26 protein-coding genes and 1 other RNA gene are annotated in these 24,155 nt (G+C 61.4%); 7 read left to right on the top strand and 20 right to left on the bottom strand.

Annotated features, from left to right (window positions below):
• The first annotated feature begins 28 nt into the window (after window positions 1-28).
• Window positions 29-406, top strand: an RNA gene (gene rnpB, locus ACJ8HN_RS17340) — RNase P RNA component class A.
• A gap of 57 nt (window positions 407-463) precedes the next feature.
• Here the strand turns inward: rnpB and ACJ8HN_RS17335 are convergent.
• Entirely contained in the window at window positions 464-1,165 is a 702-nt protein-coding gene (locus tag ACJ8HN_RS17335; RefSeq protein WP_033636111.1) for a pirin family protein, read from the bottom strand.
• Between the two features lie 107 nt (window positions 1,166-1,272).
• On the opposite strand from ACJ8HN_RS17335, the gene ACJ8HN_RS17330 reads away from it, so the two are divergent.
• Window positions 1,273-2,169 carry a LysR family transcriptional regulator gene (locus ACJ8HN_RS17330; protein ID WP_004937113.1) on the top strand — a complete coding sequence of 299 codons (897 nt, stop codon included), beginning with the start codon at window positions 1,273-1,275 and terminating at the stop codon, window positions 2,167-2,169.
• Between the two features lie 50 nt (window positions 2,170-2,219).
• Here the strand turns inward: ACJ8HN_RS17330 and ACJ8HN_RS17325 are convergent, their stop codons facing one another.
• From ACJ8HN_RS17325 to ACJ8HN_RS17275, 11 genes are all read right to left on the bottom strand, one after another.
• Window positions 2,220-3,206 carry a glutathione S-transferase family protein gene (locus tag ACJ8HN_RS17325; protein ID WP_079656862.1) on the bottom strand — a complete coding sequence of 329 codons (987 nt, stop codon included), beginning with the start codon at window positions 3,204-3,206 and terminating at the stop codon, window positions 2,220-2,222.
• 70 nt (window positions 3,207-3,276) lie between these two features.
• On the bottom strand, window positions 3,277-3,672 hold the full coding sequence (locus ACJ8HN_RS17320) for a DoxX family protein (protein ID WP_004937119.1): 396 nt from the start codon (window positions 3,670-3,672) through the stop codon (window positions 3,277-3,279).
• Between the two features lie 294 nt (window positions 3,673-3,966).
• Complete coding sequence (locus ACJ8HN_RS17315; RefSeq protein ID WP_004937121.1) at window positions 3,967-4,254, bottom strand: YqjK-like family protein; 288 nt, start codon at window positions 4,252-4,254, stop codon at window positions 3,967-3,969.
• Entirely contained in the window at window positions 4,251-4,652 is a 402-nt protein-coding gene (locus ACJ8HN_RS17310) for a phage holin family protein (RefSeq protein WP_033636106.1), read from the bottom strand. Before ACJ8HN_RS17310 ends, ACJ8HN_RS17315 begins: the two co-directional genes overlap by 4 nt.
• Window positions 4,653-4,654: 2 nt before the next feature.
• Window positions 4,655-4,960: a DUF883 family protein gene (locus tag ACJ8HN_RS17305; protein WP_004937125.1), complete on the bottom strand. Its 306-nt coding sequence runs from the start codon at window positions 4,958-4,960 to the stop codon at window positions 4,655-4,657.
• A 164-nt stretch (window positions 4,961-5,124) separates the two neighbouring features.
• The gene (locus ACJ8HN_RS17300) at window positions 5,125-5,496 is read right to left on the bottom strand and encodes a DUF1090 domain-containing protein (RefSeq protein WP_033649008.1); all 372 of its coding nucleotides are present in this window, start codon (window positions 5,494-5,496) and stop codon (window positions 5,125-5,127) included.
• Window positions 5,497-5,737: 241 nt separating this feature from the next.
• Complete coding sequence (gene mzrA / locus ACJ8HN_RS17295) at window positions 5,738-6,112, bottom strand: EnvZ/OmpR regulon moderator MzrA (protein WP_004937130.1); 375 nt, start codon at window positions 6,110-6,112, stop codon at window positions 5,738-5,740.
• Window positions 6,109-6,789 (bottom strand): DedA family protein, encoded by a 681-nt coding sequence (locus ACJ8HN_RS17290; RefSeq protein WP_033636104.1) that lies wholly within the window; start codon window positions 6,787-6,789, stop codon window positions 6,109-6,111. Before ACJ8HN_RS17290 ends, mzrA begins: the two co-directional genes overlap by 4 nt.
• A gap of 135 nt (window positions 6,790-6,924) precedes the next feature.
• Window positions 6,925-7,371 carry a hypothetical protein gene (locus ACJ8HN_RS17285; protein ID WP_033636103.1) on the bottom strand — a complete coding sequence of 149 codons (447 nt, stop codon included), beginning with the start codon at window positions 7,369-7,371 and terminating at the stop codon, window positions 6,925-6,927.
• Window positions 7,372-7,557: 186 nt separating this feature from the next.
• A complete protein-coding gene (gene exuR / locus ACJ8HN_RS17280; protein WP_033636102.1) occupies window positions 7,558-8,334 on the bottom strand; it encodes a transcriptional regulator ExuR in 777 nt (258 codons plus the stop codon).
• Window positions 8,335-8,453: 119 nt separating this feature from the next.
• On the bottom strand, window positions 8,454-9,752 hold the full coding sequence (locus ACJ8HN_RS17275; RefSeq protein ID WP_442523746.1) for an MFS transporter: 1,299 nt from the start codon (window positions 9,750-9,752) through the stop codon (window positions 8,454-8,456).
• Window positions 9,753-9,829: 77 nt separating this feature from the next.
• Here ACJ8HN_RS17275 and ACJ8HN_RS17270 point away from each other — a divergent pair, with 77 nt between their 5' ends.
• From ACJ8HN_RS17270 to ACJ8HN_RS17260, 3 genes are read left to right on the top strand one after another with little or no spacing between them, the layout of a single operon-like run.
• Window positions 9,830-9,997 carry a hypothetical protein gene (locus tag ACJ8HN_RS17270; protein ID WP_442523745.1) on the top strand — a complete coding sequence of 56 codons (168 nt, stop codon included), beginning with the start codon at window positions 9,830-9,832 and terminating at the stop codon, window positions 9,995-9,997.
• A 55-nt stretch (window positions 9,998-10,052) separates the two neighbouring features.
• A complete protein-coding gene (gene uxaC / locus ACJ8HN_RS17265; RefSeq protein ID WP_442523744.1) occupies window positions 10,053-11,465 on the top strand; it encodes a glucuronate isomerase in 1,413 nt (470 codons plus the stop codon).
• 20 nt (window positions 11,466-11,485) lie between these two features.
• The gene (locus ACJ8HN_RS17260) at window positions 11,486-12,973 is read left to right on the top strand and encodes a UxaA family hydrolase (protein ID WP_442523743.1); all 1,488 of its coding nucleotides are present in this window, start codon (window positions 11,486-11,488) and stop codon (window positions 12,971-12,973) included.
• Between the two features lie 52 nt (window positions 12,974-13,025).
• Here ACJ8HN_RS17260 and sstT read toward each other — a convergent pair whose 3' ends face one another.
• The 7 genes from sstT to ACJ8HN_RS17225 form a co-directional block, all read right to left on the bottom strand.
• Window positions 13,026-14,261 carry a serine/threonine transporter SstT gene (gene sstT, locus ACJ8HN_RS17255; RefSeq protein WP_033649012.1) on the bottom strand — a complete coding sequence of 412 codons (1,236 nt, stop codon included), beginning with the start codon at window positions 14,259-14,261 and terminating at the stop codon, window positions 13,026-13,028.
• 256 nt (window positions 14,262-14,517) lie between these two features.
• The gene (locus ACJ8HN_RS17250; protein WP_033649013.1) at window positions 14,518-15,492 is read right to left on the bottom strand and encodes a TerC family protein; all 975 of its coding nucleotides are present in this window, start codon (window positions 15,490-15,492) and stop codon (window positions 14,518-14,520) included.
• Between the two features lie 252 nt (window positions 15,493-15,744).
• Window positions 15,745-16,476: a glutamine amidotransferase gene (locus tag ACJ8HN_RS17245; RefSeq protein WP_442523742.1), complete on the bottom strand. Its 732-nt coding sequence runs from the start codon at window positions 16,474-16,476 to the stop codon at window positions 15,745-15,747.
• Between the two features lies 1 nt (window position 16,477).
• Complete coding sequence (locus ACJ8HN_RS17240) at window positions 16,478-17,458, bottom strand: Gfo/Idh/MocA family protein (protein WP_442523741.1); 981 nt, start codon at window positions 17,456-17,458, stop codon at window positions 16,478-16,480.
• Window positions 17,459-17,508: 50 nt separating this feature from the next.
• Entirely contained in the window at window positions 17,509-18,021 is a 513-nt protein-coding gene (locus ACJ8HN_RS17235) for a M48 metallopeptidase family protein (protein ID WP_033636094.1), read from the bottom strand.
• The gene (locus tag ACJ8HN_RS17230) at window positions 18,014-18,337 is read right to left on the bottom strand and encodes a HigA family addiction module antitoxin (protein WP_033636093.1); all 324 of its coding nucleotides are present in this window, start codon (window positions 18,335-18,337) and stop codon (window positions 18,014-18,016) included. Before ACJ8HN_RS17230 ends, ACJ8HN_RS17235 begins: the two co-directional genes overlap by 8 nt.
• Window positions 18,338-18,351: 14 nt before the next feature.
• Window positions 18,352-18,642: a type II toxin-antitoxin system RelE/ParE family toxin gene (locus tag ACJ8HN_RS17225; protein ID WP_033636092.1), complete on the bottom strand. Its 291-nt coding sequence runs from the start codon at window positions 18,640-18,642 to the stop codon at window positions 18,352-18,354.
• Window positions 18,643-18,873: 231 nt separating this feature from the next.
• Here ACJ8HN_RS17225 and rlmG point away from each other — a divergent pair, with 231 nt between their 5' ends.
• Window positions 18,874-20,013 carry a 23S rRNA (guanine(1835)-N(2))-methyltransferase RlmG gene (gene rlmG / locus ACJ8HN_RS17220; RefSeq protein WP_442523740.1) on the top strand — a complete coding sequence of 380 codons (1,140 nt, stop codon included), beginning with the start codon at window positions 18,874-18,876 and terminating at the stop codon, window positions 20,011-20,013.
• A 193-nt stretch (window positions 20,014-20,206) separates the two neighbouring features.
• Here rlmG and ACJ8HN_RS17215 read toward each other — a convergent pair whose 3' ends face one another.
• On the bottom strand, window positions 20,207-22,228 hold the full coding sequence (locus ACJ8HN_RS17215) for an oxidoreductase (RefSeq protein ID WP_442523739.1): 2,022 nt from the start codon (window positions 22,226-22,228) through the stop codon (window positions 20,207-20,209).
• A gap of 307 nt (window positions 22,229-22,535) precedes the next feature.
• Here ACJ8HN_RS17215 and ACJ8HN_RS17210 point away from each other — a divergent pair, with 307 nt between their 5' ends.
• The gene (locus tag ACJ8HN_RS17210) at window positions 22,536-24,155 is read left to right on the top strand and encodes an ABC-F family ATP-binding cassette domain-containing protein (RefSeq protein ID WP_442523738.1); all 1,620 of its coding nucleotides are present in this window, start codon (window positions 22,536-22,538) and stop codon (window positions 24,153-24,155) included.

Genomic DNA, 24,155 nt, shown 5'->3' with positions numbered 1-24,155 from the left:
CCGCCGCCGCGACGCTACTATCCGCGCCGGAGTTGACCAGACAGTCGCCGCTTCATTGCCGTCCTCTTCGGGGAGACAGATGGAGGGGAGGAAAGTCCGGGCTCCATAGGGCAGGGTGCCAGGTAACGCCTGGGAGGCGCAAGCCTACGACTAGTGCAACAGAGAGCAAACCGCCGATGGCCCGCGCAAGCGGGATCAGGTAAGGGTGAAAGGGTGCGGTAAGAGCGCACCGCGCGGCTGGCAACAGTTCGTGGCACGGTAAACTCCACCCGGAGCAAGGCCAAATAGGGGTTCACATGGTACGGCCCGTACTGAACCCGGGTAGGCTGCTTGAGCCAGTGAGCGATTGCTGGCCTAGAGGAATGACTGTCCACGACAGAACCCGGCTTACCGGTCAACTCCCTCGACAAAAGAAAACCCCGCGCAACGCCAGTTGCGCGGGGTTTTTCGTTTTCCGGCCGGCTTACACCGGCAGATCAATCAGCAGTGCGCGCAGCGGCGTCTCGGCGCGGATCGTCAGGCGATTTTCCTCACGCACGAAGGCGCCGTCGCCGCAGGTCAGGCGTTGTTCTTCGTGGCGCTCGCCGGTGGCGGCGATGGTGCCGTGAATCGACTGCAAATAGGCGCGCGGCCCGTTAATCGTCAGCGTTTGTTCTTCGCCCGGCTGCAGATCGAGATGGTGGATCCAAACCTGCTGGCGTAGCTGCAGGCTACCCTGCGCGCCGTCCGGCGAGGCCAGCAGCAGGTTGCCCGCCGCCGGCAGCGTCAGGCGCTGCACCCGCTCGTTGTTGCGTTCCGGGCAGGCGTCCAGCCACAGCTGCAGGCGAGTCAGCGGCGTATCGCTGCTGACGTTCTGTTCGCTGTAGCTCAGGCTCGGCTGGGTGGCCAGCAGCAGCGCTTCACCGGCTTTGGCGCGCGCGGTGTTGCCGTCGCTGTCGCGGTATTCCGCCTCGCCCTGCAGGATCAGGTTCAGGATATCCACGCTGGGATAGGTGCGCGGCTGGAACGACGCGCCCGGCGCCAGCACCTCCTGATTCAGCACCCGCAGCGACGCGTAGCCCATCAGTTTGGGATCGAAGTAGTGACCAAAGGAAAAGGTGTAGCGAGCCTGCAGCCAACCAAAGTCAGCTTGCCCGCATTGTTGTGCTGTTCTGCATGTGATCATGGCAATCGGCTCTCTAAATTCATTATCCAAATGGTAAGCATCTGGACGTCGGATTGTTAGCCAGTTAATCTGGTCGGCATATTCAAATTTCCTGACAGAGGGATGTGATGGCCAGAGATCGGGCGCTCACGCTTGAGGCGCTGAGAGTGATGGACGCGATCGACCGGCGCGGCAGCTTCGCCGCGGCCGCCGACGAATTGGGCCGGGTGCCGTCGGCGCTCAGTTACACCATGCAAAAATTGGAAGAAGAATTGGACGTGGTGCTGTTCGACCGTTCGGGCCACCGCACCAAGTTCACCAACGTGGGGCGCATGTTGCTGGAGCGCGGGCGGGTGCTGCTGGAAGCGGCCGACAAGCTGACCACCGACGCCGAAGCGCTGGCGCGCGGTTGGGAAACCCACCTGACCATCGTCAGCGAAGCGCTGTCGCCGCCGAGCCTGCTGTTTCCGCTGGTGGACAAGCTGGCGCTGAAGGCCAACACCCAGGTGTCGATTTTCACCGAGGTGCTGGCGGGCGCCTGGGAACGGCTGGAGCAGGGGCGCGCCGACATCGTGATCGCGCCGGACATGCACTTCCGCGCGTCGTCGGAGATCAACACCCGCAAACTGTACAAGGTGATGAGCGTTTATGTCGCCGCGCCGGATCACCCGATCCATCAGGAGCCGGAGCCGTTGTCCGAGGTGACCCGCGTGAAGTACCGCGGCATCGCGGTGGCGGATACCGCCCGCGAGCGCCCGGTGTTGACCGTACAGCTGCTGGATAAACAACAGCGCCTGACGGTGAGCACCATCGAAGACAAACGCCTGGCGCTGCTGGCCGGGCTGGGGGTGGCGACCATGCCGTACCCGATGGTGGAGAAAGATATCGAAGCCGGGCGGCTGCGCGTGGTGGGGCCGGAATACAGCCGCGAAGCCGATATCATCATGGCCTGGCGGCGCGACAGCATGGGGGAGGCGAAGGCCTGGTTCCTGCGCGAAATTCCGCGCCTGTTCGCACAGCGCTAACGCCGGTTGGATGACATCCCCTTGCCGGGCGGCAAGGGGATTTTTTTGCCTTAGCCGAAGCGCTGGTCGCGGCCGTGCGGCTCGTCCAGATCCTGAGCCGGCCCGATGGAAATGATGCCGTGCGGGTTGATGGTGGCGTGGCTGCGGTAGTAGTGGTTGCGAATGTGCGGCAGGCTGACCGTCTCGGCGATGCCCGGCATCTGGTAGATGTCGCGCAGGAAACCGTACAGGTTCAGGTAGTCGCTGATGCGGTGTTTGTCGCACTTGAAGTGGGTGACGTACACCGGATCGAAGCGCACCAGCGTGGTCCACAGACGCAGATCGGCTTCGGTCAGCCGATCGCCGGTCAGGTAGCGGTGCTGCCCCAGGATCTGCTCCAGGCGTTCGAGCGCGCTGAAGACCCCGCTGACCGCGTCGTCATACGCTTCCTGGCTGGTGGCGAAACCGGCCTTGTACACGCCGTTGTTCACTTGATCGTAAATCCAACCGTTCAGCTCATCGATTTTGCCGCGCAGATCGGCCGGGTAGTAATCGCCCGCGCGGGCGCCCACGCCGTCAAATGCGCTGTTGAACATGCGGATGATATCGGCGGATTCGTTGCTGACGATGGTTTGCCGCTGTTTATCCCACAGCACCGGCACGGTTACGCGCCCGCTGTAGTGCGGATCGGCCCGCAGGTAGATCTGATACAGGAAGTCGGCGTGATACAGCGGATCGCCGGTGGTTTCAGGAAAATCCTGGCCGAAGGTCCAGCCGTTTTCCAGCATCAGCGGGTGCACCACCGAGACCGGAATGATCTGCTCCAGCCCTTTCAGTTTGCGCATCAGCAGCGTGCGGTGCGCCCAGGGGCAGGCGAGAGAAACGTACAGGTGATAACGGCCCGCTTCGGCCTGGAAGCCGCCCGCGCCGTGTTCGCCCGGCTGACCGTCGGCGGTCACCCAATTGCGAAACTGAGCGGTTGAACGTTTGAAACGGCCGCCGGTAGATTTGGTGTCATACCAGATGTCTTGCCAAACGCCATCGACGAGTTGTCCCATGGGAGTCTCCTTGGTGTCCGAGTGAAAAGCGACAGGGCCCGGCATGCCGGGCCCTGAATGACAGTTTAGATTACCATTTCTTGTTCAGAAGACGGTCGATGCTAAAGCCGCCAGGGCCTGCGACCGCCAACACGATGAAGCCGCCGGCGATGGTCAGGTTTTTCATGAACATCAGCTGGTTTACGCCTTCCGCAAAGTCAGTGTGGAACAGCAGCGCGGTCAGAATGGTGAAACCGGCAGTGAACAGCGCCACGGTGCGGGTCAGGAAGCCGAACAGGATCGCCAGACCGCCGCCAAATTCCAGCAGGATGGTCAGTGGCAGCAAGAAGCCAGGCACGCCCATCGATTGCATGTACTGTTGGGTACCGGCATAAGCGTCACCCATTTTGCCGTAGCCTGCCACGATAAACAGGATTGGCATCAGAATACGAGCAACCAACAAACCTGTATCTTCTAATTTTTTCATCATCTACTCCAACGTGTTTTTGTGTGCCTGTTCGGCGGTAGTCATATCAACGGGCGGCGTAGCGGGTATCTTACCCTGTCCGCTCCGTCTCGAATTGATGGAGTGAATGTTAAGCGGGAAGTGCTCAGGTTGTTAGCAAGTAAAACTGTCGTAATTTTTCAAAAAATCTGAATCTTTAGCGTGCTAATAAACTGACGCTTGTCAGCAGGTTGCCCGGCCCTCGGGATAAGCAGCGCTGTTTTAGGGGGAAAGCGAGGGCGGAGCAACAGGATGTTTGAAGGAAAAGCGCGGGGCTTACTTGGCTGAGAAAGTCTTTTTAAACAGGCGGATAGCGCTCCAGGCGCCGAAAGCGCGGCGCGACCAGCGGATCATCTTGCTGGGGTGGCGGATGCCGTACAGCGCCATGACGCTTGAACCGAGCACCAGATAGCGGCGCAGGCCAAACACCGTCTGCCAGCCGCGGTCGATGCGTTCGGTCTTTTCCAGCCATAAAGACTTGTGTTCGGCCAGATCCAGACGCTGTTGCTGGATCTGGCGAATCAGCCTCTCTTTTTTCCATTCCAGATAGCGGCGGCGGCTCATGGCTCGCGCTCCAGTTCGGCACGATCGAGTTCCAGCTGCTTGCGCGTGGCGCCGAGCAGCGTGGTGCGACGGGCCTTGACCAGCGTCCAAATGGTGCCGACCACGGCCAGGAACAGCAGCACGCCGGTCGTGGCACCCAGCGCCATCAGCCGATAGACCGGATCGATGGCCCAGAAGATCAGGATCAGCAGGCTCATCAAACCGAAGGCGGTGAACAGCAGCGTCATACCGGCCATGATCAGCAGCTGAATGAGGTTGGCTTTCTCCTCTTCCAGCTCGACCACCGCCAGCCGGACACGGGTTTCCACCATGCCGACCAGGATCGTGATGATGCGCTGACCGATATCCAAGACCCCTTTAGCGGGGCCCTGCGCGCGCACTTGCGGTTGTTCAGCCATGATTAACGACGCGCGAGCAGCACGCCCAACACCACGCCGACCGCCGCGCCGATGCCGATGCCGGTCCACGGGTTGTCGCGCACATAGTCGTCGGCCTGGCCGGCGATCTGCTTGGTTTGCGAAGCCAGCTTGTCACCGGCGTCGCTCAGGCGAGCACGGGTCTCTTTCAGCGCGCCTTCCGCCTTCGAGCGCAGCTTCTCCAGCTCGGCTTTCGGCTTGTCGGTAGAGGAGTTCAGCACTTCCTCCAGCGTATCGGCTAAGGACTTCAGTTCAGCGCGTAAGTTTTCTGCATTTGAATCATGTGCCATGTGATTATTCCTTAACGTTTATTTCGACAGACTTTTAACATAGCGGATTTTTTCGCCGGAGCAAAGGGGTGATGGCCAGCAGATAACACCAGGCATCAATCCCATATGCTTAATAAATCCCGTGTGATGGGGCTCTCATCGATAAATCCGCTGGTACAAAAAAATTATTCCGCCTGAGCGCGTTTCAGCTCAGCCTGCGCTTCCGCCAGCTTCTGCTGCTTCTTGGCGACCTTGTCCAGCTTGCCGGTTTGCTGCGCTTCTTTCAGCTCCTGCCGGCGTTCGTCGACCTTGCGCTGTTTCTCTGCGATATTTTCCTGGCGTTCGGCCTGCAGGCCGGCTTCGGTACAGTGAGTCTGCACTTCGCTCAGTGCTTTTTTCAGCCCGTCCACGCGGTGGGTGTTGCCGTGCTGGGTGGCATAGTCGATTTGCTGCTGGATGTCTTGCGCTTTGGCGGCGCAGCCGCCCTCAGCGGCCGAAGCGAGGGCCGGCAGCGTGCAGAGTGGCAACAGCAGTAACAGTGAATGGCGTAATTTCATCTTTCAGTTCCTTTTCATGGGATGCCTGAACAGGCACCCGCTTTCCTGACTGCCGAAGGCGGCAGCGCGAGAGGAGGGCGTTCATCGCCGGCTGAAGTTACCCTTCAGCATAGTCATGAAACCGGCGCGCCCCCAAAGAATCAGCCGTGACTCGGTGCTGACTGATTAATTCTTGAGCTAATCGGTGCGAATGAAAATGAAAATAATGCAATGAAAGGAAACCCCTTCATATGAAGGGGGATTATCCCAGATTGAGTGGGGAACGCGCAAATTCGCGTACCCAATGCGACGGCACGGGGGATTCGCTCAACGCGATGTGGTAACCGGGCGGCAGGATGGTTTGCAGCGCTTCGCGCGCCAGCAACTGCTGCTCCGGCGAATCCAGACGGATGACCAGGCCATCGCCTTCCGGCGTGATGCTTTTGATGCGGATGCCGCGCTCATCCAGGCGCTGGTAGACGTAAAAACCGTCGGGCAGCGACAGCCCTTGCTGGCTGGCGCGAATGCGCAGCTCGCTCTCGGTGCGCACCATGCAGGGCACCAACAGCGTCGCCAACGCCAGCAGGGCGAGCGCGATCATCAGGACGTATTGCCAGCGCGGGCGCTTTGCTGTCACGCCCCTTTCCCCGGGTTCTGGCCGCTGGCGCGTTTCTTGCGCCACAGCACGATCAACGAGCCGATCAACCCGACCACCAGCAATACCAGCGGCAACATCATCAGGCAGAACATCAGCTGATCTTCATACTTGCGGAACACCGGGGTTTTGCCCAGCGCGAAGCCCAGCGTCGTCAGGATCAAGACCCACAGCAGGCCGCTCATCCAGTTGAAGAACTGGAAGCGCGCGTTGCTCAGGCCGGACAGGCCGGCGATGGTCGGCAGCAGGGTGCGCACGAAGGCCAGGAAGCGGCCGACCAGCAGGGCGGAAAGCCCGTGGCGGTGGAACAGGTTGTGAGCGCGTTGATGGTAGTGGGCCGGCAGGTGCGAAAGCCAGCCTTGCACCGTTCGCGTATTGCCGAGCCATCGGCCCTGTATATAGCTGACCCAGCATCCCAGGCTGGCAGCGACGGTCAGTATGACGATGGTCAGCGGGAAGCCCATGGTGCCTTTGGCGATCAGCACGCCGACCAGGATCAGCAGGCTGTCACCCGGCAGGAAAGCGGCCGGCAGCAGGCCGTTTTCCAAAAACAGAATCATGAACAGCAGGATGTAGAGGGTCCACACCAACGAAGGGTTCGCCAGCGTCTCAAAATCCTGCTGCCACAGGGCATGTATCAGTTCTTTAATGATGTCCATCCGGTGTTCCTAAAACGTCATTGTTTATTTTTATCTCAGCGGCGGAACGGGCGTGGGCTGAAAGCGCGCGGCGATCCTGAATGCTGATAACGATGAAACGGCGTTGCTTTAAGGTTTTTAGCGGTGCGACACCGGTCATAGGTGATAAGTCAGCGTGCCACGGTACTGCATGTTACTTTCTTTCCAGCCGGCCTGCCGACTCTGTTGCCTGGAGGCGTCCAGCATCCAGTCGACCTGGGCAAGCCGGTTGGGAGCCGGAGTGTCCTGGCGGGGGAAGCGAATTCGGTAGCCCGGCTCTGCGGCCAAGGTATAGACCGGCGCCGGCAGGGAGGATGCGAGCAGCGAACCGGGGAAAGAGTGCGCTCTGGGCAGCAGCAGCGGCAACTTGCCGGGGGCTTTGCGGCGCGCTTCGGCCGGTGCCCGATACACATGATCATAGGGGGAAAGCGCCGGCTCCGCCAGCAGCGGCAGGCTGCTCAGCGCGCTGGGGGTTGGCTTGGGTGACGCCACGCATAGCTGTTGGCCGGAGACCGAACCGGTCCAGCAAAAAACAGCAATCAGCATGGCAAACAACCAGCGCATTTATTCGCGTCCCGCCCCCGCAGCAATGGGTAAAAAAGTGGGCTAACTCTACCAAAATAGCACGATTGGCAACAGGGAAATCTACGTTGCCGACGGTGAAATAGTACACGGCAAACGGCGGTTCCGGCATCGATTCAGCGGATTTTACATTACCTGACATAAGCCGACGGTTTTTGACCGCCGTGGCTATTTCGGTTCGTGGCTCACGCCATCCAGATGCACCACCGGATTCTCGGCGAACAGATAGCGGTCGGCATTGTATTCGAAATCGTCGCTGGTGGCGTTGAACAGCATCTGCTTGGTGTTTTCCAGGTGTTGCCACATCGCCAGTTTGGCGGCGTAAGGATCTTTGCGCATCAGCGCCTTGAGGATCTGATCGTGATCGTCGCACCAGCTGGCGATCGAACGTTCGTCGATATGTTCGTGCAGTTTCTTCCAGTAAGGGTTGTTGACCCGCTGCACCCACATTTTTTCCACGATGGTGGCCATGGCGGTGTTCTGGGTGGCCAGCGCCACCTGCACGTGGAACTTCAGATCCCACTGCGAGTCGCGAAAGCGATCCTCTTTGCGGGCGTGCTCCTGGATCTCCATCAGCTGCACGATATCTTGCTTGGTCACCTGGGTGGCGGCGAATTCGGCGATGTTGCTTTCGATCAGCTGGCGCGCCTGCAGCAGCTCAAACGGGCCGGCGGTGGCGAACTCGATGCTGTCGCCCGGCACCACCAGGTGTTTTTGCTGGTTGGACACCACGTGGATCCCGGATCCCTTACGCACGTCCACATAGCCTTCCACTTCCAGCATGATGATCGCTTCGCGCACCACGGTGCGGCTGACATTCATCTCTTCGGCGATGTATCGCTCGGCCGGCAGCTTGTCGCCCACCGGGTAGCGGCCGCTTTCGATGCGTTGTTTAAGCTCGGCGGCCAGTTGCTGATACAGGCGTCTGGTTTCAGTGAATTCCATAGTGAATGCTCTATACGGTGCGGTGGGAAGGGGCGCGTGGCCATCAGATTTGTTATACCACTTATTCGGCACCGCTGCCAGAGGAGCAGAAGGCCCGGCGCGGGGGCCGGGCGGCGGGATCAGCTGCGCGCCGGAGACGGCTGCAGCGCGGCCGGTTGCGCTTCGGTGGCCGGGCGGTTTTGCAGCACCGTCCAGATGACGATGGCGCCGAGAATATCGAAGACCGACAGCGCGGCGAACAGCGGGCTGAAGCCGAGAGTGTCCGCCAGGGCGCCGACCACCAGCGCGAACAGCGTGCTGGCGGTCCAGGCTGCCATGCCGGTCAGGCCGTTGGCGGTCGCCACCTCATTGCGGCCGAACACGTCGGAAGAGAGGGTGATCAGCGCGCCGGACAGCGCCTGATGGGCGAAGCCGCCGACGCACAACAGCGCAATAGCCGCGTAAGGGCTGGTGAACAGGCCAATCATGCCGGGGCCGATCATCAACACCGCCCCCATCGTCACCACCAGCTTGCGCGAGACGATCAGATTGACCTTGAAATACTTCTGGAACAGCGGCGGCAGGTAGCCGCCGACGATGCAGCCGAGATCGGCGAACAGCATCGGCATCCAGGCGAACATGGCGATCTCTTTCAGGTTAAAACCGTAGGCCTTGAACATGAACAGCGGGATCCAGGCGTTGAAGGTGCCCCAGGCCGGCTCCGCCAGAAAGCGCGGCAGCGCGATGCCCCAGAACTGGCGGTTGCGCACGATCTGCCAGGCGGACATTTTTTTGGCGTTAGAGGTCTGGTGCTGCGCTTCTTGGCCTTCGAGGATGTAACGGCGCTCTTCCTGGCTCAGTTTCTTCTGATCTTTTGGGTGTTTGTAGAACAGCAGCCAGCAGATGGCCCAGATCAGGCTCAGCACGCCGGTGATGATGAACGCCATCTCCCAGCTGTGTGCCACGATGGCCCATACCACCAGCGGCGGGGCGATCATGCCGCCGATCGACGAACCGACGTTGAAATAGCCGACGGCGATCGAACGCTCTTTGGCCGGAAACCACTCGCTGCTGGCCTTCAGCCCGGCGGGGATCATCGCCGCCTCGGCCATGCCGACCGCGCCGCGCGCCAGCGCCAGGCCGCCCCAGCTGTTGGCCAGCGCGGTGCCCATGCAGAACAGCGCCCACAGAATGGCGAACATGGCGTAGCCGACCTTGGTGCCCAGCACGTCCAGCACATAGCCCGCCACCGGCTGCATCACGGTGTAGCAGGCGGAGTAGGCGGCGACGATGTAGGAATACTGTTGGGTGGTGATGTGCAGCGTATCTTCCAGCGTCGGCGCCGCCACGGCGATGGCGTTGCGGGTCAGGTAGCCCAGCACGGTGCCGACGGTCACCAGCCCGATCATGTACCAGCGTAACCCTTTAATTTTACGCATCCGAAATGTCTCCCCGTTTGAAGGTATGGCCGGCGATGCGGCTGGCGAGACAATAACCTGTCATACAGGTTTAAAAGTTGAGTGATATCACAAAAGGAATTATTCGCCTGAGCGATACTGTCGCCGATGAAATAGCGCATTTATGGCGCAAGTTTGCCGTAAAAACGAGCAGAAAAGGGATTGAGGGACAGCAAAACGGCAGGCGTCGAGAAAAATTAGCTGGACGCTCATTAAAATTGGTGTGATAACTTTTGTGATTCGATCCCCATGCCGCACGGCAAGTAAGGTAAGGAGCCCGAGATGGCGACGTTTTTGAGCGAAGATTTCCTGCTGGACAGCGAATTTGCCCGGCGTTTGTATCATGACTACGCGGCGGACCAGCCGATTTTCGATTACCACTGCCATTTGCCGCCGCAGCAGATCGCGGAGAATACCCGCTTCAGCAACCTGTACGATATCTGGCTGCGGGGCGATCACTATAAATGGCGGGCGATGCGCACCAACGGCGTGGCGGAGCGGCTGTGCACCGGCGATGCGGGCGATCGCGAGAAATTCGACGCCTGGGCCGCCACGGTGCCGCACACCATCGGCAATCCGCTCTATCACTGGACGCATCTGGAGCTGCGCCGGCCGTTCGGCATCACCGGAACGCTGCTGTCGCCGGCCACGGCGGATGAGATCTGGCAGCGCGGCAATGCGCTGCTGGCGCAGGATGAGTTTCGCGCGCGCGGCATCATGCGGCAGATGAACGTGAAAATGGTCGGCACCACCGACGATCCGATCGACGATCTGCGCCACCATCGGGCGATCGCCGACGATCACAGCTTCGATATCAAGGTGTTGCCGAGCTGGCGGCCGGACAAGGCCTTCGCCATCGATGCGCCTGGCTTCAACGACTATCTGCGGCAGCTGGAGGCGGCGGCGGACACCGCCATCGGCCGCTTCAGCGCGCTGTGCGACGCGCTGTACAAGCGCATGGATCACTTCGCCGCCCACGGTTGCAAGGTGGCCGATCATGCGCTGGACGTGGTGGTGTTCGGCGAGGCCGACGAAGCGGCGCTGGATGCGATCCTGCTGCGCCGCCTGAACGGCGAGCTGCCGACCCCGGAACAGAGCGCCCAGTTCAAAAGCGCAGTGCTGCTGTTCCTGGCCAGCGAATACCGGCGCCGCGGCTGGGTGCAGCAGTACCATATCGGCGCGCTGCGCAATAACAACAGCCGCATGCTGGCCGCCGTCGGGCCGGATATCGGCTTCGACTCGATCAACGATCGGCCGCTGGCGGAGCCGCTGTCGCGGCTGCTGGATGCCCAGGCGCGGCAGGGCGGCCTGCCGAAAACCATTCTCTATTGCCTCAACCCGCGCGATAACGAAGTGATCGGCACCATGATCGGCAATTTCCAGGGGGAAGGCACGCCGGGCAAGATGCAGTTCGGCTCTGGCTGGTGGTTCAACGATCAGAAGGACGGCATGCAGCGCCAAATGACGCAGCTGGCGCAGCTCGGGTTGCTGAGCCGCTTCGTCGGCATGCTGACCGACAGTCGCAGCTTCCTGTCATATACGCGGCATGAATACTTCCGCCGCATTCTTTGCCAGATGATCGGCCGCTGGGTGACGGACGGCGAAGCGCCGGCGGATCTCTCGCTGCTGGGTGAGATGGTGAAAAACATCTGTTTCGACAACGCAAAAAACTATTTCGCCATTGAACTGGCGTAGCCGTTATCCGGGACCGGTTTATGCAAAGTACGATAAAGATTCACGAGCAGGATAACGTGGCGGTGGCGCTGCGCGATCTGGCCGCCGGAGAAACGGTTGAGCTGGACGGGGAGCGCGTTCAACTGGCGCAGCCGGTGGCGCGCGGGCACAAGTTTGCGCTCGGCCCGATCGCAAAGGGCGAGGACATCATCAAATATGGCCAGCCGATCGGCCACGCGCTCGCGGCCATCGGGCCTGGGGAACATATCCATTCGCAAAACGCCAAAACCAACCTGAGCGATCTGGACAGCTACCGTTACCAGCCGCAGTTCCCGGCGTTGCCGCCGCAGGCGGCGGATCGCGAGGTGCAGCTGTACCGCCGGGCCGGCGGCGACGTGGGGATCCGCAACGAACTGTGGATCGTGCCGACCGTCGGCTGCGTCAACGGCATCGCCCGCCAGATCCAGCAGCGCTTTTTGCAGCAAACGCAGGCGGAGGGGATCGACGGCGTGCATCTGTTCAGCCATCCGTTCGGCTGCTCGCAGCTGGGACAGGATCATGCCAACACCCGCATCATGCTGCAGAACATGGCGCGCCATCCCAACGCCGGCGCGGTGCTGGTGATCGGGCTGGGGTGCGAGAACAATCAGGTGGATGCTTTTCGCGCCACGCTGGGGGTGGCGGACGAGCGGCGGCTGCGCTTTATGGTGTGCCAACAGCAGGACGACGAGGTGGAGGCCGGGCTGGCGCTGTTGCACGAGCTGTACCGGGAGATGCGCCACGATCGCCGCGAACCGGGCCGCCTGAGCGAGCTGAAGTTTGGTCTGGAGTGCGGCGGTTCGGACGGATTGTCGGGCATCACCGCCAACCCATTGCTGGGGCGCTTTTCCGATTATGTGATCGCCAACGGCGGCACCACGGTGCTGACCGAAGTGCCGGAGATGTTCGGCGCCGAGCGCATTCTGATGAGCCGCTGCCGCGACGGGGAGACCTTCGACAAAACCGTCGACATGATCAACGATTTCAAACGCTATTTCATCGCCCATCAACAGCCGATTTACGAGAACCCATCGCCGGGCAATAAGGCCGGCGGCATTACCACGCTGGAAGAGAAATCGCTCGGCTGCACCCAAAAAGCGGGCCTGAGCCAGGTGGTGGACGTGCTGAAGTACGGTGAGCGGCTGCGCGTGCCGGGGCTGAATCTGCTCAGTGCGCCGGGCAACGATGCGGTGGCGACCAGCGCGCTGGCCGGTGCCGGCTGCCATATGGTGCTGTTCAGCACCGGGCGCGGCACGCCGTACGGCGGCTTTGTGCCGACGGTGAAGCTGGCCACCAACAGCGAGCTGGCGGCAAAGAAACCGCACTGGATCGATTTCGACGCCGGCGGCCTGATTCACGGCGTGGCGATGGAGACCTTGCTCGGCCGCTTCGTCGATCTGATCGTCGAGATCGCCAACGGCCGCCCGGCGCGCAATGAAGCCAACGATTTCCGCGAGCTGGCGATCTTTAAAAGCGGGGTGACGCTCTAACGCTGACAAAAAAGGCGCTCGAGGGAGCGCCTTTTTATGAAGCAACTTGCGCTTAACGCACCTTCAGCGGGTCTTCGTTCGCCAGCCGTTGATCTTCCGCCTGGCAGGCCGCGGCGGTGAACAGCACGTCGGTGGAGGAGTTGAGGGCGGTTTCCGCCGAATCCTGCAGCACGCCGATAATAAAGCCGACCGCCACCACCTGCATCGCCACGTCGTTCGGAATGCCGAACATGTTGCACGCCAACGGGATCAGCAGCAGCGAGCCGCCGGCCACGCCGGACGCGCCGCAGGCGCAGAGGGCGGCCACCACGCTCAGCAGCAGGGCGGTCGGAACGTCCACCGCGATGCCCAGCGTGTTTACCGCCGCCAGCGTCAGTACGGTGATGGTGATCGCCGCACCGGCCATATTGATGGTCGCGCCCAACGGGATGGAAACCGAGTAGGTGTCCTCATTCAGGTTCAGCTTCTTGCACAGCTCCATGTTCACCGGGATGTTGGCGGCCGAGCTGCGGGTGAAGAAGGCGGTTACGCCGCTCTCGCGCAGGCAGGCGAACACCAGCGGATACGGATTGCGGCGGATCTTCCAGTAAACGATCAGCGGGTTGAGCACCAGCGCCACCAGCAGCATGCAGCCGATTAACACCATCAGCAATTGGGCGTAGCCCCACAGCGCGCCGAAACCGGTTTCCGCCAGTGTGGAAGCCACCAGGCCGAAGATGCCGAGCGGCGCACAGCGGATCACCGCGCGCACCACCAGCGTGACCGCATGGGACATGTCGTTGATCAGCCCCTTGGTGGTTTCGGAAGCGTGGCGCAGCGCCAGCCCCAGCCCGACGGCCCACGCCAGAATACCGATGTAGTTGGCGTTAATCAGCGCATGGAACGGGTTGGCCACCACGCTCATCAACAGGCCCTTCATCACCTCCACAATGCCGCCCGGCGGGGTAATGTCCGTCGCGCCGGTGCTCAGCGCCAGCGTGGAAGGGAAGATAAAGCTGACGACGACCGCCACCAGCGCCGCGGCGAAGGTACCCAGCAGGTAGAGGAACAGGATCGGGCGAATGTTGGTCTTCTGCCCCTGTTTATGGTTGGCGATCGAGGCCATCACCAGCACCAGCACCAGCACCGGCGCCACCGCCTTCAGCGCGCCGACGAACAGGGAACCGAGCAGGCCAACGGCGGAGGCCGCCGCCGGCGAAACCAGCGCCAACAGAATGCCAGCCACCAGGCCGACCATGATTTGTTTGACCAGGCTACCCTGCGTGATCTTTTGTAGTAGTTTTTGCATAGTGCTTTCTTCCTGATGTTATCTGGCCGCCGCGGCGGGAACGACGCCGGGTGGCTTTATATGATTCTGTAACTAAGTGTGTTTGCCGAATCAGTATTCAGCAATCGAATGATGTTGGAAAGAGGCGAAGGTGAAATTCTAAGCGCGGATCAACACTTGATAACATACTGGTTACATTTGTGTGATCGCAATAACGTTTGGCGTTTTGGGGGAATTGCCAAACAATCACGGGGCGACTAGCGCCCCGGATAACAGATTATGGTTGTTTATTCGCCAGGCGATCGTTGCGACGGTTGACCCAGGCGTTAATCAGCAAGGTGAGCGTCAGGATGCCCGCCACCACGCCCAGCGATACGCCGATCGGGATGTGGAAGAAGTCGATAATCAGCATCTTGATGCCGATAAACACCAGGATCACCGAGAGGCCGTATTTCAGCATCGAGAAACGCTCCGCCACGTTGGCCAGCAGGAAGTACATGGCGCGCAGGCCCATGATGGCGAACAGGTTGGAGGTCAGGACGATGAACGGGTCAGTGGTCACGGCGAAGATCGCCGGAATGCTGTCCACCGCGAAGATCACGTCGCTCAGCTCTACCAGGATCAGCACCAGCACCAGCGGGGTGGCGAACAGGATGCCGTTGCGGCGCACGAAGAAGCGCTCGCCTTCCAGGTTGTCGGTCATGCGCAGGTGGCTGCGCAGCCATTTCACCAGCGGCTTGTCGCCGATCGCCGAGTCATCTTCCTTCGCCAGCGCCATTTTGATACCGGTGAACAGCAGGAAGGCGCCGAACAGATACAGCAGCCACTGGAATTGGCTGACCAGCCAGCTGCCGGCGAAGATCATAATGGTACGCAGCACGATCGCCCCTAGCACGCCGTAGATCAGCACTCGCCGCTGCAGGTTGGCCGGCACGGCGAAGTAGCTGAACAGCATCAGCCAGACGAACACGTTATCCACCGCCAGCGCTTTTTCGATCAGGTAGCCGGTAAGGAAGGCCAGCGCCTGGGTATCGGCGACGGCGCGCCCGGCGGTTTCATTCAGGTAGTACCAGAAACCGAAATTGAACAGCAGGGAGAGGCTGACCCACACCAGCGACCAGCTGGCGGCCTGCTTCATAGACATGGTGTGCGCGCCTTTACGGCCTTGCAACAGGAGATCGATTGCGAGCATCACGACTATGACGGCGGCGAAGCTGCCCCATAACCACGGTGTGCCAACGGAATTCATCATCAGAGGTATCCTTCAAAAACAAAAACGGCCAACGTCGGAAGACGCCAGCCGCTCTGTGAACGCTGCAAGCAAACCTCGCCTTCCGGCAAGGTCTCACTTACAACGTTGATGAAGGTGGTTACACCTTTGACATCAGGTTGCCCGGTAACCGGATGCTTGCGCATCGTAATGACGATTGACCGGCAATGAAGTTACTCCCCTTTGCAGAGCAGAAAGTAATGCAAAATGTGTCGGCGGTCAACGTGAATCGCGTTAGCCTGCCATCGCTTTTTGCGCGCCGAGGCTGACGACGAATCCCTGCAGCAGCAGGCGGCTGAACGGCGTGTCGCTAACCTGTTGTTGTTGCTGTTGATAGCGGGCTTGCTGCTCGGGATGCAGTTCGCCGAGCCACTGCAGATACTGGTTCATCACCGCGCCGTTGAATTCCGGGTGGAACTGGGTGGTCAGAGCGTGATCGCCATAGCGCAGGATCTGGTGCGCGTCCTGCTGCGAACGCGCCAGCTTCTGCGCGCCGGCGGGCGGCGTCAGCACGCTCTGCGAGTGGATAAGATTGGCCTTGAATCGCGGCGGCAGCAGGGTGAGCCGCCGATCGTCGGCCGCGGCGGGCAGCAGTTCGATCTCCAGCGTGCCGACCTCCATGCCCTGCGGGTGATAGCCCACTTCGCCGCCGAGCGCGTAGGCCAACAGCTGGTGGCCGTAGCAGACGCCGAACAGCGGCAGTTTGATCGCCATCGCCTGACGCAGCCATTCGGCGGCCGCCTCGCTCCACGGCAGCCGTTCGGTCACCATCGCCGGCGAGCCGGTGATGACCACGCCGCAATAGGCGGCCGGCGGCAACGGCCTTTCGCCGGCGGGCAGATGCACGATGTGCGCGCGTTCGGCGTCGATATTCCCCTGTTGCAGGAACATGCCATCAAAGTTGGCCAATTCCTGACGAATGGCCTGCGGCGCGTCGCCGGTTTGCATCACGAGCAGCGGTTTCATCTCATTCTCCGTCGGCGGGGAAGACGACGCCGGTCTGGCGGCGGATGTCGGTCAGCAGGCGGGCGACGATCAGCGAATTCTCCAGCTCCGGATGTTCCACCTGACGCTGCTCAACCAGCTCGGCGAAGGCCAGCGCTTCATACAGCATGGTGTTGATGTGCTGAGTCTGGCTCAGGTCCTGCCGGTTGCCGCCGCGCGGCGTCAGCGCCACGCCCTGACACTCGGAAATCTTGTCGATAATCAGCGTGCCTTCTTCCCCCTGGATTTCGCTGGGGAGTGCCGAGTCGCTGACCTTGGAATGGGAAAGCGTGACGTCAAAATCGCCGTAGTTCAGGCAGACGGTGCCGTGGGCGTCCACGCCAGTATCCAGCAGCGTGGCGCTGGCCAGCACCGACTGCGGCGGGCCGAACAGCGCCACCGCGCTGGCCAGGCAGTAGTAGCCGATGTCCATGATCGAGCCGTTGGAGAACTGGGGGTTAAAGGTATTGGGATTCTCGCCGGCGAGATAGCGCGGATAGCGCGAAGAGTATTGGCAATAGTTGATAAAGGCTTTGCGCAGCCGGCCGACTTTAGGCAATGCCTGCTGCAGCGCCAGGAAATTCGGCAGATAGGCGCTTTTGAACGCCTCGAACAGCACCACCTGGTTTTCCCGCGCGCAGGCGACCAGCTGTTCCGCTTCACGCTGGTTGGAGGCCAGCGGTTTTTCGCAGATCACGTGCTTTTTATGGCGCAGGAACAGCAGCGATTGCGGGCAGTGCAGGGAGTTGGGGCTGGCGATATACACCGCGTCTATGGCGTCAGACTGCGCCATCGCCTCGAGCGAGTCGAAAAACTGCGTGACCTGATAGTTGGCGCCAAACGCCTGCGCCTGTTCCAGCGAGCGTGAATACACGGCGCTCAGCTTGAGTTTGCCGCTTTCATGGGCGGCATCGATAAAACGTTCCGTAATCCAGTTGGTGCCGACGACGGCAAAGCGAATCATGGCGAGCTCCGGTCCAGGCCTAAAACCGCAGATTATCACGCCCTCACTCGCTATGCATACAGCTCGCCAAACAGCGAAAGGTGCGTCAGATACAGCCGGGTATCGAACTCCAGCTGGTGGTAATCCGGCTCCATATGGCAGCACAGGCTGTAGAACGCCTTGTTGTGATCTTTCTCTTTCAGGTGCGCCAGCTCATGCACCACGATCATGCGCAAAAAGGGTTCGGGCGCGACCTTGAACACCGTCGCCACGCGGATTTCCGCCTTGGCCTTCAGTTTGCCGCCCTGCACGCGCGAGATGGCGGTGTGCAGGCCAAGCGCGTGCTTCATGACGTGGATCTTGCTGTCGTAGGCCACCTTGCTCAGCGGCTGGGCGTTGCGCAGATACTGGTTTTTCAGATCGACGGTAAACTGATACAGCGACTTGTCGGTGGTGCAGCCGTGCACCTGCGGGTAGCGCTGCAGCAGCACGTCTCCCAGCCGGTTTTGATGGATCAGTTGCTGCACCTGGCTTTGCAGATGCGTTGGGTAGCCTTGCAGGTAGGCGAGTTCGGTGTCATGCATGAGTGATATTGCGCCCCAGTATTTCTTTGATTGGCCGCAGCCGCACACGCTGCGCATCGGACTGTCTGGCTTCCCAGCGATCGTGTGCCGCCTGCAGGTTTAGCCAAAAGTCAGCGGTCGTTTCGAACAGATCGGCAAACAGATTGGCCTCGGCAACGCTCATGCGTCGATGCCCGTTGCACAGGCGATTGACGGTGGCGCGGGTGACGCCCAAGACCTTTGCCAGTTCCTCCTGGCCGATGCCTAGCGGCGTTAAATATTCTTCCTGCAGCACTTCTCCCACCGTCGTGGGTTCGCGAGTCGTGGTTTCCAACATAGGTTCCCCCTCGTTCAGGTATCTTGGTGAGGATCGAGGTAAATTTTTTCAGCGGCATCATGCCGCCACTGGAACATCAGCCGCCAGTGCATATTGACGCGCAGGCTTGACCACCCCTGAAATGGCCCGGATAGCCGTTTGTAATAGTTACCCGTGGGGTGATGCAAATCACGCTCTTGCTGCGCGGCGGCCAACATATCGAGTTTTCTGGCCAACTGCCGCTCGAGCGCACCGGGGATCAGACGGCTGCGTCTGCCTCCCAGATAGAACTGCTCCAGATAGCGATCGCGGAAAGATTTAATCATGCTTTCCCCCCTTCCATAGGGACTGGCAGTGTAACATTTAAAGTTACACCCCGTCAGGTTAAAAAAACGTCGACATGGGTGCTCGGGAGGGAAAGGTTAATGTTGTTAAAGGAGAAAAGGAGCGCGGGTTTTCAGATACGCGGCGCAATACGCAATTTATCCGAAAAAACATTTTACTGACGGGCGCTTTTAGGGGATAAACAGCCCAAATTTTATCAGTCAGGAGGGGCAATGAGCCAACTCGATCTGGGAACACAGCAACTTGAGCTGGAGCGTTATCCCCAACAAGAAGAATCCACCCAACTGCAGGCGTGGGAAGCGGCGGACGAATATCTGCTGCAACAGCTTGAAAACGTAGATATCGGCGGCCGTCCGGTGCTGATTTTCAACGATAACTTCGGCACCCTGGCCTGTGCGTTGCACGCGCATCGCCCTTACAGCGTCAGCGACTCCTACATGAGCCAGCTGGCGACGCGCCACAATCTCAAGCTCAACGGGCTGGATCCCGAGCAGGTTACGCTGCTGGACAGCCTGGCCGAGCTGCCGGCGGCGCCGGCAGTGGTGTTGATTCGCGTGCCGAAGGCGCTGGCGCTGCTGGAACAGCAGCTGCGCGCGCTGCGCCACGTCGTGACCGAAGACACGCTGATCGTCGCCGGCGCCAAGGCGCGCGACGTGCACACCTCGACGATGCAGCTGTTTGAAAAGGTGCTGGGCCCGACGCGCACCAGCCTGGCGTGGAAGAAAGCGCGGCTGATCTTCTGCCAGGCGGCGGACATCGTCCCGCCGGCGGCGGCGGAAACCACCGACTGGCCGCTGGACGGCACCGATTGGCTTATCCATAACCACGCCAACGTCTTCTCGCGCGGCAGCCTGGATATCGGCGCGCGCCTGTTTATGGAGCATCTGCCGCGCGGCCTGAACGGCCATATCGTCGATCTGGGCTGCGGCAACGGCGTGATTGGCCTGACGGCGCTGGCGCAAAACCCGGAAGCGCAGGTGACCTTCGTCGATGAATCTTACATGGCGGTGGCCTCCAGCGAACTGAACGTGGAGCACAACCTGCCGCAAGAGCTGGATCGCTGCCAGTTTGAGGTGAACAACGCGCTGGCGGGCATCGAGCGCGAAAGCGTGCAGGCGGTGCTGTGCAACCCGCCGTTCCACCAGCAGCACGCCATTACCGATCACACCGCCTGGCAGATGTTCTGCGACGCCAAGCGCTGTCTGCAGGTGGGCGGCGAATTGCGCATCGTCGGCAACCGCCACCTCGACTATCACCAGAAGCTCAAGCGTCTGTTCGGCAACTGCACGCTGGTGGCCTCGAACAAGAAGTTCGTGATCTTGAGAGCGGTGAAATCCGGCACGCGTCGCTGAGCGTGATGACCAAGGGCGCTGTGCGCCCCTCATGCTGTTGACAAAGGGGGGAAAAAGCGTGGTTTTCCCCCCTTTGTGGTTATCAGCCGAAAATCAATAAATTGATTTTCCTTGTTTTCTATTCGCTGCTCTCTGCCACCCGGCATGGGGATGAGGTTTGTCATCAATGTTAGGGGCGCTGTGCGCCCCTTTTTTACAGCGCCATCGCCAGCCGCGTCCCCTGATCGATCGCGCGGCGGGCGTCCAGCTCGGCGGCCACGTCGGCGCCGCCGATCAGATGCACGGTTTTCCCCATCGCCAGCAGCGGCTGCTGCAGCTCGCGGCGCGGTTCCTGCCCGGCGCAGATGACCACCGTGTCCACCGGCAGACAGCTGTCCTGCTCGGCGCGGGTGATGTGCAGCCCTTCGTCGTCGATCAGCCGATAGCTGACGCTGTTGAGCATCTTCACGCCGCGCATCGCCAGGCTGGCGCGATGGATCCAACCGGTGGTTTTCCCCAGGCCTTCGCCCACCTTGCTGGTTTTGCGCTGCAACAGGTAGATTTGCCGCGCGGCGCGCGGTGCCTGTGGCCCTTGCGCCGCCAGCCCGCCGCGCTGCTCAAGGCGGCCGTCGATGCCCCATTCGCGGTTGAATTCCGCCTGATCCAGGCTGCTGGACACGCCGTGCTGGCTGAGGTACTCGGCGGTGTCGAAGCCGATGCCACCGGCGCCGACGATCGCCACCCGCTGGCCGACCGGTTTTTTATCGCGCAGCACGTCCAGATAGCTCAGCACCTTGGCGTGGCCGATGCCGGGAATATCCGGGGTGCGCGGCACGATGCCGCAGGCGAGGATCACTTCGTCGAATTCGCTTAAATCCGCCGCCTCGACCTTGACGCCCAGCCTGACCGTCACTTCGCGCAGCGCCAGCTGGCGGCGGAAGTAACGCAGGGTTTCATGGAATTCTTCCTTGCCGGGGATCTGCTTGGCGATGTTGAACTGGCCGCCGATCTGCTCGGCGGCGTCGAACAGCGTCACCTGATGGCCTCGGCTGGCGGCGGTGGTGGCGAAGGCCAGCCCGGCGGGGCCGGCGCCGATCACCGCCAGTTTTTTCGGTTTCTCCGCCATTGTCAGCGGCATTTCGGTTTCGCGGCAGGCGCGCGGGTTGACCAGACAGGAAGTCAGCTTGCCTTCAAAGATCTGGTCGAGACAGGCCTGGTTGCAACCGATGCAGGTATTGATCTCGTCGGCGCGCCCCTCGGCGGCTTTCTGCACAAAGGCGGCGTCGGCGAGGAACGGACGCGCCATCGACACCATGTCGGCGCAGCCGTCCGCCAGCACTTGCTCGGCCACCGCCGGATCGTTGATGCGGTTGGTGGTGATCAGCGGGATGCTGACCTTGCCCATCAGCTTGCGGGTCACCCAGCTGAATCCGGCGCGCGGCACCATGGTGGCGATGGTCGGGATGCGCGCTTCGTGCCAGCCGATGCCGGTATTGATGATCGTGGCACCTGCCTGTTCGACCGCCAGCGCCAGCTGCTCGATCTCCTGCCAGCTGGAGCCGTCTTCCACCAGATCGAGCATCGACAGCCGGTAGATCAGAATGAACTCCGCGCCCACCGCCTGGCGCACTGCCCTGACGGTCTCGACGGCGAAGCGCATGCGGTTGGTGAAGCTGCCGCCCCATTGGTCGTCGCGCTGATTGGTGCGCGTCGTCAAGAATTGGTTGATCAGATAGCCTTCGGATCCCATCACTTCCACGCCGTCATAGCCGGCCTGCTGCGCCAGCGTCGCGCAGCGGGCGAAGTCAGCGATGGTCTGCTCGATCTCCGCTTCGCTGAGCGCGCTCGGCGTAAACGGGTTGATCGGCGCCTGCAGGGCGGAAGGGGCGACCAGCTTGGGTTGATAGCTGTAGCGGCCGGTGTGCAGGATCTGCAGCGCAATTTTGCCGCCCGCCCGGTGGACGGCTTCGGTCACCGGGCGGTGGTGAGGCAATTGCTCCTCGCTGTTGAGGATCGAACCGCCGCGAAAAACCACGCCCTGTTCGTTCGGGGCGATGCCGCCGGTGACGATCAGCGCCACGCCGGCGGCGGCGCGCTCGGCATAGAACGCGGCCAGGCGCTGCGGGCCGTCGGGCAGCTCTTCCAGGCCGGTATGCATCGATCCCATCAGCACCCGGTTTTTCAGGGTAGTGAAGCCGAGATCCAGCGGCGCCAGCAGGTGAGGGTAATTGCTCATTGCACTCTCCATCGGGTGAAATCGGGGCCCGTTGTTATAATTATGTGAACACAAGTGGTCGGATGAGATAAATCTAGCCGTTGTCGCGCCGCTTGGGAATCTGCGTTGCGCCGAATGTGATAGACGTCATGAATCTCAGACACTGTTTGCATAACGAACAAAAGATCGGTTAACCTTTGCGCGTTGCAAATTCCTTCTCTCTGCGGAGCCATAACCGAAAATGAACAACCACACCTGTTGATATCTGGTCCCACGCCGTGCGCTCTCGCGCCCTGTGGGGATGTTTTGATCTCATTCAGGAGTGCTTATGGCTCATTTTGCGCAGTCCCCTTATTTCGTTTTACATCAACTGACCTGCCAATTTGCTGACGGCGAAACGCTGTTCGGCCCGCTGGATCTCGCTTTCGATCGGCAGCGCTGCGGCCTGGTAGGACGCAACGGCGTCGGCAAAACCCAGCTGCTGCGCCTGATCGCCGGGCGGGATCGGCCGGGCAACGGGCACGTCGAATCCCATGCCGCATTGGCTTACGTTGCGCAGCAGCCGGAGATCGCGGCCGACACCACGCTGGCGCAGCTGCTGGGCTACGGCGAGGTGTTCGCCGCGCTGGCGCGCATCGAGCAGGGGCTGCCGCTGGCGGACGACATCGATCGTCTGGAAGGGCGCTGGGATCTCAACGATCGCCTGCAAAGCGCCTTCGCCGCCGCCGGGCTGCCGGCCTTCGATCCGTTGCGATCCGCGTGCGATTTGAGCGGCGGCGAACGGATGCGCGCGGCGCTGTGCGGCGCTTTTCTGGGGGAGGCGGATTATCTGCTGCTGGACGAACCGACCAACCACCTCGACAGCGCCGGGCGCGCCTGGCTGTATCAGCAGCTGGAGCGGTGGCAGGGCGGGCTGCTGATCGCCAGCCATGACCGGCAACTGCTGGGGCGTATGGAGCGCATCGTCGAACTGACGCCCGGCGCGCTGCGCAGCTACGGCGGCAACTACGACGACTACCGCCGCCAGCACGACACGGAGCAGCAGGCGGCGCGCGCCGATCTGGAGCATGCGCGCGAGGAACGCCGCCGTACCCGCGCGCGTCAGCAGAAAGAGCACGACATGAGCCAGCGGCGCTCGGCGCAAACGCTGCGCGTCGTCGATACGCTGAATATCGCCTCTTTCGAGCGGGTGGCCTACAAATCGGCGGCGAAGGAGAGCCTCGGCACGCTGCGCAAACAGCATCAGGACCAGCGCGACAGCCTCGATGCGGCGGTGCGCGAGGCCTATCAGCGGGTGGAAGAGGAACAGCCGGTGTTGCTGGCGCTGCCGGGCAGTGATGTGAGCGCGAACAAGCAGGTGCTGGTGCTCGAACAGCTGCAGCTGCCGTTCGTCAGCGCGCCGCCGCTGGATCTGCGGATCGACGGTCCGATGCGCGTGGCGTTGACCGGCCCTAACGGCTGCGGCAAGTCCACCTTGCTGAAGACCGTTCTCGGCCAGCTGGCGCCGCTTGCCGGCCATTGTCATTGTCCGTTGTCGACGGCCTATCTCGATCAAACCCTGTCGCAGCTCGACCCGAGCCTGTCGGTGATGGAGCATCTCGGGCTGCAGGATTCGCCGCTGGTGGAAGGCGCGTTGCGCACCCGGCTGGCGCAGTTGCAGCTTGGCGCCGATCGCATCGCGCTGCCGCTGGGTTCGCTGAGCGGTGGCGAACGGCTGAAGGCGGCGCTGGCCTGCGCGCTGTGGCGGCGGCAACCGGCGCAGCTGCTGTTGCTGGACGAACCGACCAACCACCTGGATCTGGCGTCGTCGCTGGCGATCGAAACCGCCCTGGCGGATTTCCCCGGCGCGATGCTGGTGGTGTCGCACGACGAAGACTTCCTGCAGGCGCTGCGGCCGACGCACCGTCTGCACCGGCAGGCGGACGGTTGGCGGCTTCAGGCCTGGTAA

The sequence above is a fragment of the Serratia sp. CY29653 genome, from assembly GCF_052169255.1.
Classification (GTDB): domain Bacteria; phylum Pseudomonadota; class Gammaproteobacteria; order Enterobacterales; family Enterobacteriaceae; genus Serratia; species Serratia sarumanii.
The sequence above is the reverse complement of the archived record's forward strand: the minus strand, read 5'-3'. Positions and strand labels throughout refer to the sequence as shown.

Excerpts from the sequence above, each read along its gene's own strand:
- ACJ8HN_RS17285 (WP_033636103.1), bottom strand. The coding sequence starts at position 7,371 with ATGCGCTGGTTGTTTGCCATGCTGATTGCTGTTTTTTGCTGGACCGGT.
- ACJ8HN_RS17330 (WP_004937113.1), top strand. The coding sequence starts at position 1,273 with ATGGCCAGAGATCGGGCGCTCACGCTTGAGGCGCTGAGAGTGATGGAC.
- ACJ8HN_RS17235 (WP_033636094.1), bottom strand. The coding sequence starts at position 18,021 with ATGCATGACACCGAACTCGCCTACCTGCAAGGCTACCCAACGCATCTG.
- ACJ8HN_RS17315 (WP_004937121.1), bottom strand. The coding sequence starts at position 4,254 with ATGAGCCGCCGCCGCTATCTGGAATGGAAAAAAGAGAGGCTGATTCGC.
- ACJ8HN_RS17325 (WP_079656862.1), bottom strand. The coding sequence starts at position 3,206 with ATGGGACAACTCGTCGATGGCGTTTGGCAAGACATCTGGTATGACACC.
- ACJ8HN_RS17230 (WP_033636093.1), bottom strand. The coding sequence starts at position 18,337 with ATGTTGGAAACCACGACTCGCGAACCCACGACGGTGGGAGAAGTGCTG.
- ACJ8HN_RS17240 (WP_442523741.1), bottom strand. The coding sequence starts at position 17,458 with ATGATTCGCTTTGCCGTCGTCGGCACCAACTGGATTACGGAACGTTTT.
- exuR (WP_033636102.1), bottom strand. The coding sequence starts at position 8,334 with ATGGAATTCACTGAAACCAGACGCCTGTATCAGCAACTGGCCGCCGAG.
- sstT (WP_033649012.1), bottom strand. The coding sequence starts at position 14,261 with ATGCAAAAACTACTACAAAAGATCACGCAGGGTAGCCTGGTCAAACAA.
- ACJ8HN_RS17250 (WP_033649013.1), bottom strand. The coding sequence starts at position 15,492 with ATGATGAATTCCGTTGGCACACCGTGGTTATGGGGCAGCTTCGCCGCC.
- ACJ8HN_RS17305 (WP_004937125.1), bottom strand. The coding sequence starts at position 4,960 with ATGGCACATGATTCAAATGCAGAAAACTTACGCGCTGAACTGAAGTCC.
- ACJ8HN_RS17210 (WP_442523738.1), top strand. The coding sequence starts at position 22,536 with ATGGCTCATTTTGCGCAGTCCCCTTATTTCGTTTTACATCAACTGACC.
- ACJ8HN_RS17335 (WP_033636111.1), bottom strand. The coding sequence starts at position 1,165 with ATGATCACATGCAGAACAGCACAACAATGCGGGCAAGCTGACTTTGGT.
- ACJ8HN_RS17310 (WP_033636106.1), bottom strand. The coding sequence starts at position 4,652 with ATGGCTGAACAACCGCAAGTGCGCGCGCAGGGCCCCGCTAAAGGGGTC.
- uxaC (WP_442523744.1), top strand. The coding sequence starts at position 10,053 with ATGGCGACGTTTTTGAGCGAAGATTTCCTGCTGGACAGCGAATTTGCC.
- ACJ8HN_RS17260 (WP_442523743.1), top strand. The coding sequence starts at position 11,486 with ATGCAAAGTACGATAAAGATTCACGAGCAGGATAACGTGGCGGTGGCG.
- ACJ8HN_RS17225 (WP_033636092.1), bottom strand. The coding sequence starts at position 18,642 with ATGATTAAATCTTTCCGCGATCGCTATCTGGAGCAGTTCTATCTGGGA.
- ACJ8HN_RS17275 (WP_442523746.1), bottom strand. The coding sequence starts at position 9,752 with ATGCGTAAAATTAAAGGGTTACGCTGGTACATGATCGGGCTGGTGACC.
- ACJ8HN_RS17300 (WP_033649008.1), bottom strand. The coding sequence starts at position 5,496 with ATGAAATTACGCCATTCACTGTTACTGCTGTTGCCACTCTGCACGCTG.
- ACJ8HN_RS17320 (WP_004937119.1), bottom strand. The coding sequence starts at position 3,672 with ATGAAAAAATTAGAAGATACAGGTTTGTTGGTTGCTCGTATTCTGATG.
- rlmG (WP_442523740.1), top strand. The coding sequence starts at position 18,874 with ATGAGCCAACTCGATCTGGGAACACAGCAACTTGAGCTGGAGCGTTAT.
- ACJ8HN_RS17290 (WP_033636104.1), bottom strand. The coding sequence starts at position 6,789 with ATGGACATCATTAAAGAACTGATACATGCCCTGTGGCAGCAGGATTTT.
- ACJ8HN_RS17215 (WP_442523739.1), bottom strand. The coding sequence starts at position 22,228 with ATGAGCAATTACCCTCACCTGCTGGCGCCGCTGGATCTCGGCTTCACT.
- ACJ8HN_RS17245 (WP_442523742.1), bottom strand. The coding sequence starts at position 16,476 with ATGAAACCGCTGCTCGTGATGCAAACCGGCGACGCGCCGCAGGCCATT.